Source organism: Mariniflexile sp. TRM1-10 (assembly GCF_003425985.1).
Lineage (GTDB): Bacteria > Bacteroidota > Bacteroidia > Flavobacteriales > Flavobacteriaceae > Mariniflexile.
Genome location: NZ_CP022985.1, coordinates 3,265,458 through 3,282,986 on the forward strand (window position 1 = coordinate 3,265,458; position 17,529 = coordinate 3,282,986).

Sequence of the window (17,529 nt, forward strand, 5' to 3'; positions counted from 1 at the left end):
AAAGCCAAAATTAGGGAGCAAAATGTGAATTTTGCAGGTAAAAGAAAAAGTTTAAATAACTTCACTAACTATAAAACATGATAAAAGTGTTTTTTCCTAGTACGAAATATGATTTTTTTAATAAAATTTTATTACTTAAAAATAAACTTGATTGCAGCAATCAATGCTATAAAACTTATAAAGGCAATCAATATCCAAATACTGCCAGCATAAAAGCGTTTATGTAGTTTTAAATCTTTTCGGTAAGTGTAGCCAATAATGATGGCGAACACAATAAAAAATAAAACACCAAAAATGATTTGACCTTTACTAAACATATGACTAATTTTATGCAAATTTAATCAATAATGATGAGATTCCCATCTTTACGGGAATGACTAAATTAATATTTATTATTTATGAAAAATAAGATTGAAGCAGTAAAAGCATTCCATACGGCATTTAAAATTGGACACAGAGAAACCCCTAAAGCCGATTTAGGTGCTGATAAAAACAAGTTGCGTTTTAATTTAATGAAGGAAGAAAACGAAGAGTATTTAGAAGCTGCCAATAATAACGATTTGGTTGAAGTTGCCGATGCCTTGGGCGATATGCTTTACATTTTATGCGGTACCATTATAGAACATGGTATGCAGTATAAAATTGAAGAAGTTTTTGACGAAATACAGCGGAGTAACATGAGTAAATTGGGTGCAGACGGACAGCCTATTTATAGAGAAGATGGCAAAGTGTTAAAAGGTCCTAATTACTTCAAACCTAACATCGCTTCTATTATAGATAAATAATTATAAAATCAAACCATTAGTGCCCGATTAAAGAAACAAGGCTTTGCTAAAAGAAAATAGACTATAGACTAAATGACAACAAATTGATATTCAAATGTCTATTTGTATGTCTGTTTTAAATAAAAAGTTTCTTGAAAACAGACTAAAGGAGACAGTGCCTTCGGGGAATTATTTAGATTAATTATTACAAAAAGCAAGGCCACGAATCAGTAGTCTCTTTAAAAAGCATTATCACTGTGTTTGCAGAGAATTGTAAAAGTTGTATCGGACAACAATGAAATCAAATAGCAAATTTAGGATCATAAAAAAAGAGAAGCGCTTGGCTTCTCTTTTTTTACATATTTTAAGTTAAATATTAATCAACTTTATAACGCCACCCAAATGGGTCTTCGGCTTTATTGGTTTGGATATCCGTTATGCGTTTCTTTAAATAACTGGCATAGGTTTCATCCAATTCAGGTAAATCGAAATCCTCGTTTTTATAGCCAAATCCCGATATTGGTGAAATAACGGCTGCAGTACCTGCTCCAAACATTTCTTTTAAAGTTCCGTTTTTAGCCGCTTCAACAACTTCGTGCACCGATAGTTTTCTTACTTCAACAGCGATTCCTTCAGCTTTGGCGAGTTCAATAATACTCTTTCTGGTAATACCATCTAAAATACGGTCGCTTGTTGGGCCAGTAATAAGGGTATCGTTTATACGCACAAATATGTTCATAGCACCCGCTTCTTCAATATATTCATGGGTTGTATCATCGGTCCAAATAACCTGCTGATAGCCTTTTTCAACTGCTAATTGCGTTGGGTAAAACTGTCCTGCATAGTTACCACCGGCTTTAGCAAAACCAACACCTCCATTAGCAGAACGTGAATAAGTTTGTTCAATTAAAACTTTTACTTTTCCAGAAAAATAAGCTCCAGAAGGTGCAGTACAAATTAAAAATTTATATTCGTTTGCAGGCGATGCATGAAACCCGTTTCCAGAGGCAAACACAAACGGACGTATGTACAAAGAACTTCCATCGTTTGTTGGAATCCAATCTTTGTCAACCTCTAAAAGCGCTTTTAAACCATCCATAAAATAGCTTTCTGGCAATTCTGGAATAGCTAAACGTTTTGACGAAATATTTAATCGTTTAAAATTTTCTAACGGACGAAATAACCAGACATCTCCATGAGCGTCTTTATATGCTTTCATACCTTCAAAAACCGATTGCCCATAGTGGAAAATCTTAGCAGAAGGGTCTAAAGTAATGGCTTGGTAAGGAACCACTTTTGGTGCCTGCCACTTACCATCTTTAAAATTGCACTCAAGCATATGATCAGAAAAAACACTTCCAAAAGCCAAATTATCAAAATCTACCTCATTCAGTTTGGTAGTTTTAGCTTTTATAATCTCGATGTCATTGATTATAGGGTTCATAAATCTTGTTATTTTATGTTACAAATTTAAGTAAAAACGTTTTTAAAAAAGCGGTATATTTACAACAAATCATTCAAAAGTTAAATTTTATTACATGAAGCCCCTAGTTATTCTCAGTTTTTGTTTGTTTTTGGTTTATTCATGTAAAGATAAAGATGCATACCAGTCGTTTGGTAAAGAAATCACCGTAGTAGAAACTATGGAGTTATCGGTCATGGCATCGCATTATAAGTCATTGCAAGCTGGAGATAGCATACATGCTAAAATAAAAGCAAGAGTGATGGATGTTTGTCAAGCAAAAGGTTGCTGGATGATTTTAAATTTAGAAAATGGCAATGAAGTGATGGTGAAATTTAAAGATTACGGATTTTTTGTACCAAAAGACATTGCTGGAAAAGAAGTTATTGTAAATGGAAACGCTTTTGTTAACGAAGTTTCAGTAGAAGAGCAACGCCATTATGCCGAAGATGCAGGAAAAGCCGCTGGCGACATAGCAAGTATAACCCAACCAAAACGAACATTTTCTTTTGAAGCCGATGGCGTTTTAATACAACAATAAGTGTGGAAAGAGAAGTCGTTATTACCGCCGATGGTTCATCAACCATTCATTTACCGGAATGGGACGAACAGTACCACTCCAAACACGGTGCCATACAAGAGGCCTACCATGTGTTTATAAAACATGGGTTACAGCATTTTTACAATGAAAAAAATACCTCTAATGAAGTCACTTCGGGAGCAGTCGGGGTTGTTTCAGAATTAAACACGTATGGTTCCCACGAGCGCAGTCGAGAAGTCAATAATAAAATATCTATATTAGAAATAGGTTTCGGTACGGGTTTAAACGCTTTTATAACCCTTTTGGAAGCTGAAAAAATAGGTATTGGTATTGATTATGTTGGAGTTGAAGGTTATCCGGTTTTAACCGATGAAATGATGCAGCTAAATTACCCCGCTCAATTAAAAGCAGAAGATAAAGAGCCGCTTTTTAAAATGATGCATGAGGTGTCTTGGGAAGAAAAGCATTTGTTTTCAAATAATTTTTCCCTAACGAAACAAAACCGCTTTTTTTCAGAAATAACCGAAAAAGATTTATACGATCTTATTTATTTTGATGCCTTTGGTGCGCGTGTACAACCCGAGTTGTGGACAGAAACCATCTTCAAAAAAATGTATGATGCCTTAAAAGAAAACGGTGTGTTAGTAACCTATGCCGCTAAAGGAAGTGTACGTCGTGCCATGCAAGCCGTAGGTTTTAAAGTTGAAAAACTCCCTGGCCCACCCGGAAAACGTGAAATGCTTCGAGCAACGAAGCATTCAACGACTCCACTCAAATAGTTTTTGGAGTTAAATGCTCAGAGCCACAAAATAGTCGCAGTGAACAGTCACAGTGAGCAGTTGCAGTAAGAGTTGCAGTAAGCAGTCGCAGTAAGCAGTTGCAGTAAGCAGTCGCAGTAAGCAGTCGCAGTAAGCAGTCGCAGTAAGCAGTCGCAGTAAGCAGTTGCAGTGAACGGTTGCAGTAAACAGTCGCAGTAAGCAGTTGCAGTGAACAGTTGCAGTAAGCAGTTGCAGTGAACGGTTTAACTTCCCTGAATTAGAGTTGATTGATTCACTTTTTGCGCTTCACGTCTCACGGTCAAGGTCAAGTTCAACCCCAGAACCCAAGACCCATTAACCACCAACCATTTTTGTTAAACCTAATACAAAACCATAGTCAATAGTCATTTCGTTTCGTAACTTTAATAAAAAATCGAAAATGCGAGTTTTAATTACAGGGGCGACAGGACTTATTGGGCAAGAGATTGTAAAACTTTGCCTCGCTAACGACATTGCGGTAAATTACTTAACGACTAGTAAATCTAAAATAAATCAATCTGAGAAAACACAAGGTTTTTATTGGAACCCTAAACAACAAGAAATTGATCTGGATTGTTTTAAGGATGTTGATGCTATCATTCATTTAGCAGGAGCAACCATATCAAAGCGTTGGACATCCACTTATAAAAAAGAAATTATTTCAAGTCGAAAAGAAACGACCCAGCTGTTAGTCCATAGTTTAAAAACGATCGATCATACTGTAAAACAAGTCATTTCGGCAAGTGCCATTGGAGTATATCCAGATTCATTGATTAATTATTATGATGAAACTTTCAAAAATTTTGATGATTCATTTTTAAGTCATGTGGTACAAGTTTGGGAAGATGAAGTAGATGCTTTTTCTAAACTTAACATTACAGTGTCTAAAATTAGAATTGGTTTAGTGTTATCCAATAAAGGTGGCGTACTTATGGAAATGGCTAAGCCTATAAAATTTGGATTAGGAGCCGCTTTTGGTACAGGAGAACAATGGCAATCGTGGATACATATTACCGATTTGGGACAACTATTTTTATATGTGTTAAAGTATCGATTAGAAGGCGTTTATAATGGCGTAGCACCAAGCCATGTAACAAACCAAGAATTCACTAAAACCATCGCCATGACATTAGAGAAACCATTCTTTTTACCTAACATCCCTAGGTTTTTTATGAAACTGATTTTAGGCGATATGCACACATTGCTATTTGATAGCCAACGGGTAAGCTCTAAAAAAATAGAAGACAAAGGTTTTTATTTTGAATACCACCATTTGCAACCTGCTTTGGAGAATTTGTTGAAATAAAAACCAAGTTAGTAATTGTCTATTTAAGTTTAAAGGTTAAAAATTGTTTCTGTTTTTCATTTGAACCAAAAATAACCATTTGAGAATTATACGATGAGCTTCCATTTACAGGATAAAATATTATGTCATTATATTTATTTAAGTGAATAGCATCACATGATATTTTTCCATCGCCATCAATTTTTACGGCATAAAGGTTTGAGTTTTTTTCTGTGATATTGCCAAAATTCCCGTGTTCAAAGTTTAAATTATTTTCAATAGGCTTAATGTTTTTACGCTCATTAAAAAACATGTATGTTTTGTCATTATTAACAAAAGCAGAACAAGACACTAATTTATCGTTATTAGAATATCCTAGTTGATGTTTATTGATGTTTTTTGCCCAAATCAAGTCTCCAAATTCATTTAGGCGAATAGTAACAATATCGTTAAAATTATAAGAAACAGAACTTGTGGCTCCCATTCCTGCCATGCTATAATGCATGCTAGATTCAATAAAAAATTCTTCAGCTACAATTATATATCCGCTATCTTTTAAAGGTTCTATGTTTTTTATTAAATACTGTCCTGTTCCTTTATAGCCTTTAGTATCATATTTGTTTTCAATGAATTCTGAAGAGAGCTTCTGAAAATTAGATTTTATAATTTTCATTGATAATTTGTCTATTGAAAAAAATGCTGTACCTGTTATTTTGTATTTGTCCTCGTATTTACCTGTTATAATATCTTTCCCTATTATAATATCAATTAAATTCAAGTCATTTTTTTCCGAGAATAAACCAATACAATATACTTGGTCTTCATTTAATTTTAAATTAATGGTATTTACCAAATTATTTTCAAGATTTAAAAGTGTAGATTCTGTTTTGTCTTTTGTTACTTTAAAAACTTCAAAATGATAATTAATATTATCTTTTATTTCATTCTTTCGTTTATTATGGAACACTTTTCCTAAAATATAAACTTCACCATTATTATCAATTTTTACATTTTCAATATCAAATAATTTATCTTTTTCAGTATGTGTAAATTCCTTTTCCCAAACGGTTTCAAGTTTACTGTTGAGCACATGAAGTTTGTGTTTTTCATCATCTTTTGAATCGGAGTCTATATGAAAAACAATGTATTCACCATTCGGTGAAAATTCCATATTACCTTGATAATTGTTGTCTATTTTGTCGTTTAAAGCAGAATAAATAAATCCCGGAAATCGTTTTACATCAACTGAGAATATTTTTTTTCTTTCAAACTCATTCCTATTATCTAATGAAATATGCACAAAGCAATCAATAGTTTTTTCTCTTTTATTTTGAACGTATTCTAAAACGTGTAGTTTGTTTTGATTTATGGATATACCCGAGAGCACACCTTTTTTATCAGTTTCTATTTTATAATTGTTGTAAGAAAGTGAGTTTTGTAAACTGTCCCAATGCTGTATTATAAAACCTTTTGAATTGCTATGGTTATACTGCATAGATACAAATTCATCATAGTATCTTATGGTATAAATACCACCTTCATTATCTTCAATGGACTTTATAAGTTTTGTTTTTACAAAAGGCTCAATGAAAACTCTACTTTTTATAACGGAATAATCTTTATTCTGCCCATTGCATATTATGGTAATGGTTAGCGAAAAGATGAATAGTAAATTTTTTTTCATTCAATTGTTTTTAGTACTAAACGAATTTAACAGAAACTTTTTACAAAGCAAAAGCGTATTGTTTTTTTTGCAAAAAATATTTTAATGACATTATGACATTTTTAGAATAATGGCAGTACTTTTGCCAACCAATTTAGGTATTTATATAAAATTGAGATACAGCAATGAGTAAAAAGGAAAAATCAAACGATATAGAAAAAGAGCAGCTTGATGCTGTGCAAAGTGAAGCGGTTGACGTTGAAGAACAAGTTGTTGAAGAGCAAGTTGTTGAAGAACAAACGGTTGAAGAGAAACTTCAGAGCGAATTAAAGCAGGAGAAAGATAAATTTTTACGCTTATTTGCTGAGTTTGAAAATTATAAAAGACGTACCTCGAAAGAGCGTATCGAGTTATTTTTGACGGCCAGTGAAGATGTAATGAAAACCTTATTGCCAATTTTAGACGATTTTGAACGCGCATTAAGTCATATTGACGACGAAAAAGAAGCAGAAGCCTTACGCAAAGGTGTGTTATTAATCTATAATAAATTGGTAAGCACTTTAGAACAAAAAGGACTTAAAGTAATTGCTGTAGAAAAAGGCGAAGCATTTAATGCCGATAACCATGAGGCTATCACGCAAATACCAGCTCCAACGGCCGATTTAAAAGGAAAAATTATAGATGTTGTAGAAAAAGGCTATAAGCTGGGCGACAAGGTCATTCGTTTTCCTAAAGTAGTAATAGGACAATAAAACTGAACCATGGCTAAAAGAGATTATTACGATATATTAGGTATTAGTAAAGGTGCTAGTGCTGCCGAAATAAAGAAAGCTTACCGAAAAAAGGCAATTGAATATCACCCCGATAAAAATCCCGATAATAAAGAAGCTGAAGCTAAATTTAAAGAAGCAGCCGAAGCTTACGAGGTTTTAAGCGACGAAAATAAAAAAGCCCGTTACGACCAATATGGTCATCAAGCCTTTGAAAATGGCGGTGGATTTGGCGGTGGAGGCATGAATATGGACGACATATTCAGCCAGTTTGGAGATATTTTTGGCGGTGGCGGTTTTGGAGGCGGCTTTTCTGGTTTTGGCGGTGGCGGTGGTCAACGTCGTGTTAAAGGAAGTAATTTGCGTATTCGTGTAAAGCTTACTTTAGAAGAAATTGCTAATGGTGTAGAGAAAAAAATAAAAGTAAAGCGTAAAGTTCAAGCACCAGGAACTACGTATAAAACCTGTTCTACCTGCCATGGTTCCGGACAAGTAACCCGTATTGCTAACACTATTTTAGGTAGAATGCAAACATCGGCACCATGTAATGTGTGTGGTGGTGCAGGCCAAATTATTGACAAAAAACCTGCCGATGCCGATGCGCAAGGCTTGAAAATTTCGGAAGAAACCGTATCTATCAAAATACCTGCGGGTGTGGTAGATGGGATGCAACTTAAAGTGTCAGGAAAAGGTAACGAAGCGCCAGGGAATGGTATTTCGGGTGATATAATAGTGGTCATAGAAGAAGAACAACATGAAAAACTACAACGTGAAGGTGATAATTTACATTACGATTTGTATGTAAGTTATCCAGATGCTGTTTTAGGAACTTCACAAGAGATCGATACCGTAACAGGAAAAGTGCGTATAAAAGTTGAAGCCGGTGTTCAATCTGGTAAAATTTTACGCTTACGCGGAAAAGGAATACCTAGCATTAATGGTTATGGTAAAGGTGATTTATTAGTACATGTCAATGTTTGGACACCAAAAACTTTAAGCAAACAACAACGTGAGTTTTTTGAAGCTATGCAGAATGATGAACATTTTGCACCTAAACCAGATAGCACCGATAAATCTTTTTTTGAAAAAGTAAAGGATATGTTTTCATAATAGGAACTCGTTTAAACTTTTTTTATTGATGTAAAATGACAATTTTTCAGCCAATTGTGAAAAGTTTAAATGAGTTCTATAAGTGATAAAAAAAAAATCAAGTAATCGATTATCTTTTTTAAAAGTTCTGGTATAGTTTTCATGATTTTTAGAAAAAAAAACATATATTTGGTTTATCACTAATTTGTTTTAGTGATATTTTTCTTTTTCATAGCAATTTTTTTCCCATCCTTAATCTTTTTTAAGGGTGGGTTTTGTTTTTGTAAGTACTTGTTATTTGGAGCACAATCGAAGGGTTTATGTGTGTTTATTAATTTCAGTGTCAATCTAAATAATTCCCCGATGGTTCTGCCTCGGGATTTGCTTTGCCAGTTCGTTTTGCTCGTGCTCAATTGACCTCTCCTTTGGAGAGGCCAGAACTGCCTTTTTTTGGCAGTTCTGGGTGAAGTAAAATATAAAATTTCGGTTTTTTGGCTTCGAAGTCAAAATAAAACAGGAGAAACCTGTACTGAGCCTAGTCGAAGTATACCTCTATGGCTTTGTCTCGAGGATAGTCCGTTTCAAGAAATTTTTTATTTCAAAAAAATCACAAATTATAGCTAAAGCATTAAGCTCATGCTTTAACATTTAATATCTTTACAAACTACAAGTCAATTTAAAATCACGAATGAGTAACTTATTAGAAGTTAACCAGGTTTCTAAAAACTTTGGAGACTTTAAAGCCCTTAACAATGTATCTATTTCAGTACCGAAAGGCAGTATTTTTGGGTTGTTAGGACCCAATGGTGCAGGAAAAACAACTTTAATACGCATTATTAATCAAATTACCATGCCAGATTCTGGTGCAGTACATCTAGATGGGGAATTGCTTAACGCAACTCATATAAAAGATATTGGATACTTGCCAGAAGAACGAGGTTTGTATAAAACCATGAAGGTGGGAGAGCAAGCCCTTTATTTAGCGCAATTAAAAGGATTGAGTAAAGCCGAAGCAAAAGAACGCTTAAAATATTGGTTCGAGCGTTTGGAAATTGGTGATTGGTGGAACAAGAAAATACAGGAACTATCAAAAGGGATGGCGCAAAAAATACAGTTTGTTGTAACGGTATTACATCAGCCAAAACTATTGATCTTTGATGAACCTTTTTCGGGTTTTGACCCTATTAACGCAAATTTAATTAAAGACGAAATTTTACGTTTACGTGAAGACGGTGCAACAGTTATTTTTTCAACACATCGTATGGAATCGGTTGAGGAATTGTGCGACGATATTGCGCTCATTCACAAATCAAATAAAATACTCGACGGAAAATTAATTGATATTAAGCGACAGTATAAAATAAACACGTTTGAAGTAGGTGTAAAAGCGTTTGATAACGACGCTTTAAAAACCGAATTATCACAAAAATTTGATGTCTCTTTAGCCAATTTTAAAACCTTGGAAGATGATTTAAAACTCAACATCAAACTTAATACAGGAGATAAGCCAAATGATTTATTGAGCTTTTTAACATCAAAAGGAGACGTATCCCATTTTGTGGAATTGATACCAAGTGTAAACGATATTTTTATTCAAACCATAAAGAATAGTAAATAAAATGAACCATTTACCACTTATAATTAAGCGTGAATACTTAACGAAAGTTAAAAACAAATCGTTTATAGTGATGACGGTTTTGAGTCCGCTTATAATTATAGCGCTTATATCGGTAGTTACTTATTTATCGCAGTTAAATAACGATAAAGTTCGTGTTATTACTGTTTTGGACGAATCGGGGTATGTTAAAAACATCTTTGAAAACACCGAACGAACAACCTATCATATTTTAGAAAACATGTCGCTTACAGATGCTAAAAAATTGGCTACAGAAACGGGATCGGTTGGTTTGTTGTATATAGATAAGCCAAACTCACTTGATGATGTTTCAAACCATATTAAGTTTTATTCAGAAGAATCACCACCACTTTCTTTAATTTCAGATTTAGAAAGCAAATTAGAGCATAAACTTACCGATATAAAGCTTCAAGAAAATGGTGTAGATGTAGCCATGATCAATGCTTCCAAAGTACATGTAAACATTGGCCAAGAAAGTTTTGCTGGCGAAAAAACATCTAAAATAGACAGTGTGATGAAACTCGCTTTTGGTGGTGCGGCAGGATATTTATTATTTATGTTCATCATTATTTATGGTAACATGATTATGCGTAGTGTTATTGAAGAAAAAACCAGTAGAATCATTGAGGTTATTATTTCATCGGTAAAACCAATACAACTCATGTTAGGGAAGATTATAGGTACTTCGTTAGCAGGGATTACCCAATTTATTATTTGGCTTGTTATTGGGGGGGTATTGTTAAGTATTGTATCCTTTCTATTTGGCATAAATATACAAACACCACAGCAAGACATGGTGCAGCAAGCCATGGCAAACCCAGAATTGAATATGCAGATTCAAGATGTCATTAATGCATTTTATAACCTTCCTTTAGCTAACTTAATAATAGCATTCATACTGTTTTTTATAGGTGGCTATTTGTTATATAGCTCGTTATACGCCGCTATTGGTGCTGCGGTTGATAATGAAACCGATACCCAACAATTTATGATACCCGTAATTATGCCGTTAGTTTTAGCAGTTTATATAGGTATTTTTACGGTTGTAGAAGATCCTCATGGAACTGTTTCGGTTGTGTTTTCGTTTATACCATTCACATCGCCGGTAGTTATGCTTATGCGTATTCCGTTTGGAGTGCCTTTATGGCAACAGTTGGTTTCTCTTTTGATATTAATTGCTACCTTTATGTTTACAGTTTGGTTTGCTGCAAAAATTTACCGAGTTGGTATTTTGATGTACGGTAAAAAGCCTACTTATAAAGAGTTGATAAAATGGATTAAATATTAAAAATGACGCAGGAATTTAAAATGATAGCAGCAGCGGTTGCCAAGAGTTCTTTTTGGAATGACATAAAAGCATTCCTTAATAAGCATTTCGATTTTAGCGAAAGTATCAGCATTTCGGTAAAAGATATTTTAATAATTATAACCGTTATTTTTATTACAACTTTTGTTTTAAGAATTGTTTTAAGAATAATTACACGAAAACTGCCAGAAGATGACAAAGGCAAGTTTAATGTGGTTTTTGGATATTTTAGATGGCTGATTTATTTGCTTATTTTACTTGTGACCTTGCATGGTGTAGGTGTAGATGTTACGGCAGTTTTTGCAGCATCTGCAGCGTTAATGATAGGTATTGGTTTAGCATTACAAACGCTGTTTCAAGATATTATTTCTGGGGTATTTATTTTAATAGACCAAACAGTGCATGTAGGCGATATTATTGAATTAGAAGGGAAAATAGGGCGGGTTGAAGAGATAAAATTAAGAACGACAAGAGCCGTAACCATAGATAATAAGGTATTGATAATCCCTAACCATTTATATTTAGAAAACAGTCTTTATAATTGGACACAAAATGGCTTTGATACTAGAGAATCTGTAGAAGTTGGAGTTGCTTATGGCAGCGATGTGCAATTGGTAAAGAAGCTGTTAATTGAAGCAGCAGCTGTAAATAAAGACGTTTTGTATAAAGATGATATTGCTGTACGGTTTACTAATTTTGGTGATAGTTCTCTAGATTTTAAAGTTATTTTTACCATAAGTGATAGTTTTAATGCTAATGCTATAAGAAGTGACGTTAGGTTTGAAATAGATCGACTATTTAGAGAAAATAACATTAGTATTCCATTTCCTCAACGTGATATTCATATCATTCAAAAACCAGATCAAAGCGTGAGTCTGAGATTGGATCAATCGGAGTTTAATACCAATTTGAGCAAAGATTAAAATAGTTACAAAAATTAAAAATATACATACGTAGATATCTCTTATCTAATATTTACGTTTTAAAATTTAAAAAGAAGTATGCCTAAAATATTAATTATAGAAGACGAAGCTGCCATAAGACGCGTGCTTGTTAAAATTCTTTCAGAAGAAAACGAATCGTACCAAGTTGAAGAAGCCGAAGATGGATTAGCAGGTTTAGAGAAAATTAAAAATGACGATTTCGATTTGATTCTTTGTGATATCAAAATGCCAAAAGTGGATGGTGTTGAGGTTTTAGAGGCTACAAAAAAAATAAAGCCAGAAATACCTATTGTGATGATTTCCGGTCATGGCGATTTAGATACCGCTGTTAATACTATGCGGTTAGGCGCATTTGATTATATATCAAAACCACCTGATTTAAACAGGTTACTTAACACCGTTAGAAACGCGTTGGATAGAAAAGAACTGGTTGTTGAAAATAAATTGCTTAAAAAGAAGGTCAGTAAAAATTTTGAAATGATTGGAGAAAGTGCTGCGATCTCCCATATAAAAGACATCATTGAAAAAGTAGCCCAAACCGATGCACGTGTGCTTATTACGGGCCCTAATGGAACAGGGAAAGAGTTGGTAGCACATTGGTTGCATCAAAAAAGTGAACGTGCTAATGGACCAATGATTGAGGTGAACTGTGCTGCCATCCCAAGCGAACTCATTGAAAGCGAGTTGTTTGGTCATGTAAAAGGTGCTTTTACAAGTGCTGTAAAAGACAGGGCGGGAAAATTTGAAGCAGCCAACGGCGGTACTATTTTTTTAGACGAAATAGGCGATATGAGTTTGTCTGCCCAAGCCAAAGTATTGCGAGCGTTACAAGAAAGTCGTATACAACGCGTAGGTAGCGATAAAGATATAAAAGTGAATGTTCGTGTGGTTGCAGCCACCAATAAAGATTTAAAAAAAGAAATTTCCGAAGGCAGATTTCGTGAAGATTTATACCACCGACTAGCTGTTATTTTAATACAAGTACCGCCATTAAATGATAGGCGTGATGACATTCCATTGCTGGTGAATCACTTTGCAGAAAAAATTGCAGCAGAACAAGGTACGGCCAAAAAAGTATTTTCAGATAAAGCTATAAAGTTACTTCAAGATTACGATTGGACAGGTAATATCCGAGAACTTCGTAATGTGGTAGAGCGTTTAATTATTTTAGGCGGCGCCGAAGTAAGTGAAACCGACGTGAAATTATTTGCATCAAAATAATAAAGATAAAAAAACGAGGCTGTCTTCTAAAATGTCTAGTTCTATGTCATATTGCTTGTCGTTATTGGTAATCAATATTGGTTTCGACAAGCTCAACCTGACAAATTATTAAATTTAAAGGACTTTTAGCCTCTTTTTATTGGTCACAGAAATAGTTAAAACTATGCACTTTAGTGCATTTCCCTTTTAGGTTCTAGAAATTTTTACCGCAAATTCGCTGATTACCAAAAATGTTAAAAATTTGCGAATCTGCGGTAAAATTTCACCGATTAATTTAGCAAACTAACCTTGCAGATTAGTCTGCAAACAAAACTATGGACTTCAAGTCCATAGGAGAGTGGTTTATTTAGTTTATTTTGATAAGATTTAGTTTTTCTAAGTAAGTCATATTTATATCTTTCGTAATATTTAAATAGTATGCTTTTATAGCTTCAACATTTTCAGAAAGTAAATCGGTATCATTTTTATCGTAAGAAGGTAATTCGGAAGTGCTACCATAAGTTTTCAAAACTTTATTACAGGTTGAAATATTTAGGTTGAGTGCTGCCTTATGCTCTTTTATGAGCATTTCTTTTTGCAATTGAAGTTCTTTGCTTTTTTGAGCATCCAGTTTTTTTAGTATTTCTTCCTCTTTTAATTTGAGTGCCAATCTTTGTTGCTCTAGTTTCTCTTTTTCTTGTTGCAAAGCGTCCAAATCGTTGCCAACTCTTTCAGTAGCAGTTGCAACGGATTCTGTATTTTTAGGAATCGTGCATTTGTTTAATTCAGTAATCGAATTTTGAGTAATTTCTTTAGCTTTTTTCACAAAGTAACGGCCATCTTCATAAGTAGGTGCTTTTTCAACTTTTTCAATAAGTTCCATAGCATTGTAAGCCAATTCGAATGCTGCATCACATCCACATTCTTTTAAATTAATTTTAGCATCTCCAAAAGATTTTAAAGATTTGTCTGCATAATATTTTAAATGTTGGATATTATTGGATTCGTAGGAATCTTTAACGTTAGAATAGGCATAAATAAGGTTGGAATCAGCATCGGTACACGCCGGATTTTGCCCCTGAAATTCAGAATAAACAATAAAAATCAGGAAAAATAAGTAAATTTTTTTCATGGTAATTTGGTTAAGTTAATAAGTAGGTGCGACGAAAATAACAAATTTTCCCGAATAGATGTATTTCTTAAAGCATTTATTCTAAAGAATTCCTAGGGGCTTGCCCCGTGGTTCTCTCTTTTACCTCTCCTCGAGGAGAGGTAAAAACTGTCAGACAGTTTCGGGTGAGGTGTCATAAATAAATTTTGGTTTTGGTGCCTTTAGGACAAAATAAAACGAGCAAAACCTGTACTGGGCCTAGTCGAAGTATATCCTTATGGCTCTGTCTCCTTTAGATTGTTCGTTTCAGGAAATTTGTTTATTTCTTTTAGTATATTTATAAAAATATTTAAAAACGCCATCGATTTTATGAAAAATTTCTCACCCGAAGATTTCAAGGTAACCTCAAAAATATCTTTAAAAAATAGCCCAACAAAACGAGTAATTGATAAAGCAGAAGACCAATTAGAAGACCTAAGAAAAAAATTAGGGAAACTTCAGGACACGATGTATGCCCATGGTAAGTATGCCGTATTGGTGTGTTTACAAGGCATGGATACTTCGGGTAAAGATAGTTTAATACGTGAGGTGTTTAAAGAGTTTAATGTAAGGGGCGTGGTGGTGCATAGTTTTAAAGTGCCTACAGCATTAGAGCTAAACCATGATTATTTATGGAGGCATTATATAGCGCTTCCAGAACGAGGTAAGTTTGGTGTTTTTAATAGAACACACTACGAAAATGTGCTGGTAACTAGAGTGCACCCTGAATATATTTTAGGTGAAAACATTCCGACTGTTAATACGGTACAAGATATTGATGATGCTTTTTGGGATGCCCGTTTTGAACAAATAAATAATTTTGAAAAGCATGTAGCCAACAATGGTACGATTATTTTCAAGTTCTTTTTAAACCTTTCCAAAGAAGAACAAAAATACAGGTTGCTTCGTCGCTTAGATAAACAAGAGAAAAACTGGAAATTTTCTCCAGATGATTTAAAAGAACGCAAGCTGTGGGATAACTACCAAGCTTGTTATGAAGATGCCATTAACAGAACATCTAAACCGCATGCGCCTTGGTATACCATTCCAGCCGATGACAAAGATTCTGCACGTTACATGGTTGCAAAAATTATGTACGATACTTTAATAAAATATACCGATATACAAGAACCGGAATTAGACGATAAAATAAAAGCAAAAATGTCTTTGTACAGGCAAGAGTTAGAAAGTGAGTGAGTTTTACAGATTCGCTACATGTTTTTTATGATTTCATTTAGACATAATACTTGAACTCATTTAAAGTTTTTCAATTTGCTAAAAAATTGTTGATTTTAGCTCTGTTTTTGCCTTTTCTTCCTTCCGTAGCGCTGCTATGCAACTCAAAAAAGCCTTCAACAGAACTAAAACCCCCTAATTTTCGCTTAATTTCAAAAACTTTAAATGAGTTCTTTTAATAAATATTATTTTTAGCCTTAAATTAAATAACGTATGAAAAGAACTTTTACAGTACTATGCTGTTTTTTTATTTTAATAGGAAATGCCCAAACCGATGAGGCCGTTATAAAAAACATATATAATACCTCTTTAACAAACGGGAAAAGTTACGATTGGTTAAAGCATTTATCCATTCAAATTGGGAGTCGTTTATCGGGTTCTTTAGGAGCCGAAAGAGCCGTGGCTTACACAAAAGAGGAACTTGAAAAATTAGGCTTAGATAAAGTTTGGTTACAACCCGTTATGGTACCAAGATGGGTTCGTGGCGCCAAGGAATATGCCTATATAGAAACAGCACTGGGAAAAACAAACACGGTAAATATTTGTGCCTTAGGTGGTTCGGTCGCTACGCCAACACTTGGGATAAAAGCAAATGTTGTTGAAGTTAAAAATTTCGAAGAATTAGAAGCACTTGGAAAAACCAACATAGAGGGCAAAGTCGTTTTTTATAATCGCCCGATGCAGGCTAATTTAATTAGTGCCTTCGATGCGTATGGAGGTTGTGTAAATCAGCGTTACCAAGGAGCGGTAGAAGCAGCAAAGTATGGCGCTATTGGCGTAATTGTAAGATCGATGAATTTACGTTTAGACAATTTACCTCATACGGGAAGCATGACTTATGACAATTTACCTGTTGAAAAACGAATACCAGCTGCCGCAATAAGCACAAACGATGCCGAAATATTAAGTACCATGCTGCAACTTGATAAAAACATCAAAATATATTTTAAACAAAATTGCAAGCAATTGGCAGACGTACAATCTTATAACGTTATTGGAGAAATAACAGGAAGCCAATTTCCAAACGAATATATAACAGTTGGAGGCCATTTAGATTCCTGGGATTTAGGCGATGGTTCGCACGACGATGGAGCAGGAGTCGTGCAGTCTATGGATGTGTTGCGGTTGTTGAAGGAAAATGGTATTAAGCCAAAACGCAGTATTCGTGTCGTACTATTTATGAATGAGGAAAATGGACTTCGTGGTGCTAATAAATATGCCGAAGAAGCCAAACAAAAAGGTGAAAACCATGTATTTGCCTTAGAAAGTGATGCAGGAGGGTTTACACCACGGGGGTTTAGTTTTGATTGTAGCGATGCCAATTTTAATCAAGTATTAAGTTGGCAACACTTATTCAAGCCCTATTTAATACATTATTTTGAAAAAGGCGGAAGTGGCGCCGATGTGGGGCCTCTTAAAACGGAAAAAAATGTGTTGGCAGGTTTACGGCCCGATTCGCAACGCTATTTCGATCACCATCATGCTAGTAACGATACCTTTGATGCCGTTAATAAACGCGAATTGGAATTAGGTGCAGCCACCATGGCATCGTTAGTGTATTTGTTTGATAAATATGGCTTGAAATAATTAACAATTAGCAATTAACAATTAACAATTAACAATGAGCAATTAGTAATGAACAATGAACAATCCAAAACTTGAACCCAGGACCCAAAACCTAGGATT

At 34.3% G+C, this 17,529-nt stretch carries 16 protein-coding genes; 12 read left to right on the forward strand and 4 right to left on the reverse strand.

Annotation, left to right across the window (positions count from 1 at the left end):
* Positions 1–131: 131 nt before the first annotated feature.
* Positions 132–317, reverse strand: a complete 186-nt coding sequence (locus CJ739_RS13800) for a hypothetical protein (RefSeq protein WP_117176322.1) — start codon at positions 315–317, stop codon at positions 132–134.
* Positions 318–398: 81 nt separating this feature from the next.
* Here CJ739_RS13800 and CJ739_RS13805 point away from each other — a divergent pair, with 81 nt between their 5' ends.
* Positions 399–785 carry a pyrophosphohydrolase domain-containing protein gene (locus CJ739_RS13805; RefSeq protein ID WP_117176324.1) on the forward strand — a complete coding sequence of 129 codons (387 nt, stop codon included), beginning with the start codon at positions 399–401 and terminating at the stop codon, positions 783–785.
* A 355-nt stretch (positions 786–1,140) separates the two neighbouring features.
* On the opposite strand, the gene CJ739_RS13810 is transcribed toward CJ739_RS13805, so the two are convergent.
* The gene (locus CJ739_RS13810) at positions 1,141–2,208 is read right to left on the reverse strand and encodes a branched-chain amino acid aminotransferase (protein ID WP_205419366.1); all 1,068 of its coding nucleotides are present in this window, start codon (positions 2,206–2,208) and stop codon (positions 1,141–1,143) included.
* Positions 2,209–2,302: 94 nt separating this feature from the next.
* On the opposite strand from CJ739_RS13810, the gene CJ739_RS13815 reads away from it, so the two are divergent.
* The 3 genes from CJ739_RS13815 to CJ739_RS13825 all read left to right on the forward strand — a co-directional run bounded on the left by CJ739_RS13815 (position 2,303) and on the right by CJ739_RS13825 (position 4,870).
* A complete protein-coding gene (locus tag CJ739_RS13815) occupies positions 2,303–2,767 on the forward strand; it encodes a DUF4920 domain-containing protein (RefSeq protein ID WP_117176326.1) in 465 nt (154 codons plus the stop codon).
* Between the two features lie 2 nt (positions 2,768–2,769).
* Positions 2,770–3,546, forward strand: coding sequence for a tRNA (5-methylaminomethyl-2-thiouridine)(34)-methyltransferase MnmC2 (mnmC2, locus tag CJ739_RS13820; protein WP_117176328.1), 777 nt, complete (start codon positions 2,770–2,772; stop codon positions 3,544–3,546).
* 418 nt (positions 3,547–3,964) lie between these two features.
* Positions 3,965–4,870, forward strand: a complete 906-nt coding sequence (locus CJ739_RS13825; protein WP_117176330.1) for a TIGR01777 family oxidoreductase — start codon at positions 3,965–3,967, stop codon at positions 4,868–4,870.
* Between the two features lie 19 nt (positions 4,871–4,889).
* Here the strand turns inward: CJ739_RS13825 and CJ739_RS13830 are convergent, their stop codons facing one another.
* Positions 4,890–6,533 (reverse strand): hypothetical protein, encoded by a 1,644-nt coding sequence (locus tag CJ739_RS13830; protein WP_117176332.1) that lies wholly within the window; start codon positions 6,531–6,533, stop codon positions 4,890–4,892.
* A 164-nt stretch (positions 6,534–6,697) separates the two neighbouring features.
* On the opposite strand from CJ739_RS13830, the gene CJ739_RS13835 reads away from it, so the two are divergent.
* The 6 genes from CJ739_RS13835 (at position 6,698) to CJ739_RS13865 (ending at position 13,478) form a co-directional block, all read left to right on the forward strand.
* Positions 6,698–7,264, forward strand: a complete 567-nt coding sequence (locus tag CJ739_RS13835; RefSeq protein ID WP_117176334.1) for a nucleotide exchange factor GrpE — start codon at positions 6,698–6,700, stop codon at positions 7,262–7,264.
* Between the two features lie 9 nt (positions 7,265–7,273).
* On the forward strand, positions 7,274–8,392 hold the full coding sequence (gene dnaJ / locus CJ739_RS13840) for a molecular chaperone DnaJ (protein WP_117176336.1): 1,119 nt from the start codon (positions 7,274–7,276) through the stop codon (positions 8,390–8,392).
* Positions 8,393–9,059: 667 nt separating this feature from the next.
* Positions 9,060–9,989, forward strand: coding sequence for an ABC transporter ATP-binding protein (locus CJ739_RS13850; RefSeq protein ID WP_117176340.1), 930 nt, complete (start codon positions 9,060–9,062; stop codon positions 9,987–9,989).
* 1 nt (position 9,990) lies between these two features.
* On the forward strand, positions 9,991–11,295 hold the full coding sequence (locus CJ739_RS13855; protein ID WP_117176342.1) for an ABC transporter permease: 1,305 nt from the start codon (positions 9,991–9,993) through the stop codon (positions 11,293–11,295).
* Positions 11,296–11,297: 2 nt separating this feature from the next.
* Complete coding sequence (locus CJ739_RS13860; protein WP_236951508.1) at positions 11,298–12,236, forward strand: mechanosensitive ion channel family protein; 939 nt, start codon at positions 11,298–11,300, stop codon at positions 12,234–12,236.
* Between the two features lie 78 nt (positions 12,237–12,314).
* Complete coding sequence (locus CJ739_RS13865) at positions 12,315–13,478, forward strand: sigma-54-dependent transcriptional regulator (RefSeq protein WP_117176344.1); 1,164 nt, start codon at positions 12,315–12,317, stop codon at positions 13,476–13,478.
* Between the two features lie 346 nt (positions 13,479–13,824).
* Here the strand turns inward: CJ739_RS13865 and CJ739_RS13870 are convergent, their stop codons facing one another.
* Positions 13,825–14,589, reverse strand: coding sequence for a hypothetical protein (locus CJ739_RS13870; protein ID WP_117176346.1), 765 nt, complete (start codon positions 14,587–14,589; stop codon positions 13,825–13,827).
* A gap of 348 nt (positions 14,590–14,937) precedes the next feature.
* On the opposite strand from CJ739_RS13870, the gene CJ739_RS13875 reads away from it, so the two are divergent.
* Both CJ739_RS13875 and CJ739_RS13880 read left to right on the forward strand, forming a co-directional pair.
* On the forward strand, positions 14,938–15,804 hold the full coding sequence (locus CJ739_RS13875) for a PPK2 family polyphosphate kinase (protein ID WP_117176348.1): 867 nt from the start codon (positions 14,938–14,940) through the stop codon (positions 15,802–15,804).
* 252 nt (positions 15,805–16,056) lie between these two features.
* The gene (locus CJ739_RS13880) at positions 16,057–17,430 is read left to right on the forward strand and encodes a M20/M25/M40 family metallo-hydrolase (protein ID WP_117176350.1); all 1,374 of its coding nucleotides are present in this window, start codon (positions 16,057–16,059) and stop codon (positions 17,428–17,430) included.
* Positions 17,431–17,529: the final 99 nt, after the last annotated feature.

Coding starts and splice junctions, on each gene's coding strand:
- CJ739_RS13800 (WP_117176322.1), bottom strand. CDS start 317: ATGTTTAGTAAAGGTCAAATCATTTTTGGTGTTTTATTTTTTATTGTG.
- CJ739_RS13815 (WP_117176326.1), top strand. CDS start 2,303: ATGAAGCCCCTAGTTATTCTCAGTTTTTGTTTGTTTTTGGTTTATTCA.
- CJ739_RS13875 (WP_117176348.1), top strand. CDS start 14,938: ATGAAAAATTTCTCACCCGAAGATTTCAAGGTAACCTCAAAAATATCT.
- dnaJ (WP_117176336.1), top strand. CDS start 7,274: ATGGCTAAAAGAGATTATTACGATATATTAGGTATTAGTAAAGGTGCT.
- CJ739_RS13865 (WP_117176344.1), top strand. CDS start 12,315: ATGCCTAAAATATTAATTATAGAAGACGAAGCTGCCATAAGACGCGTG.
- CJ739_RS13825 (WP_117176330.1), top strand. CDS start 3,965: ATGCGAGTTTTAATTACAGGGGCGACAGGACTTATTGGGCAAGAGATT.
- CJ739_RS13810 (WP_205419366.1), bottom strand. CDS start 2,208: ATGAACCCTATAATCAATGACATCGAGATTATAAAAGCTAAAACTACC.
- CJ739_RS13880 (WP_117176350.1), top strand. CDS start 16,057: ATGAAAAGAACTTTTACAGTACTATGCTGTTTTTTTATTTTAATAGGA.
- CJ739_RS13850 (WP_117176340.1), top strand. CDS start 9,060: ATGAGTAACTTATTAGAAGTTAACCAGGTTTCTAAAAACTTTGGAGAC.
- CJ739_RS13870 (WP_117176346.1), bottom strand. CDS start 14,589: ATGAAAAAAATTTACTTATTTTTCCTGATTTTTATTGTTTATTCTGAA.
- CJ739_RS13830 (WP_117176332.1), bottom strand. CDS start 6,533: ATGAAAAAAAATTTACTATTCATCTTTTCGCTAACCATTACCATAATA.
- CJ739_RS13855 (WP_117176342.1), top strand. CDS start 9,991: ATGAACCATTTACCACTTATAATTAAGCGTGAATACTTAACGAAAGTT.
- CJ739_RS13860 (WP_236951508.1), top strand. CDS start 11,298: ATGACGCAGGAATTTAAAATGATAGCAGCAGCGGTTGCCAAGAGTTCT.
- CJ739_RS13805 (WP_117176324.1), top strand. CDS start 399: ATGAAAAATAAGATTGAAGCAGTAAAAGCATTCCATACGGCATTTAAA.
- CJ739_RS13835 (WP_117176334.1), top strand. CDS start 6,698: ATGAGTAAAAAGGAAAAATCAAACGATATAGAAAAAGAGCAGCTTGAT.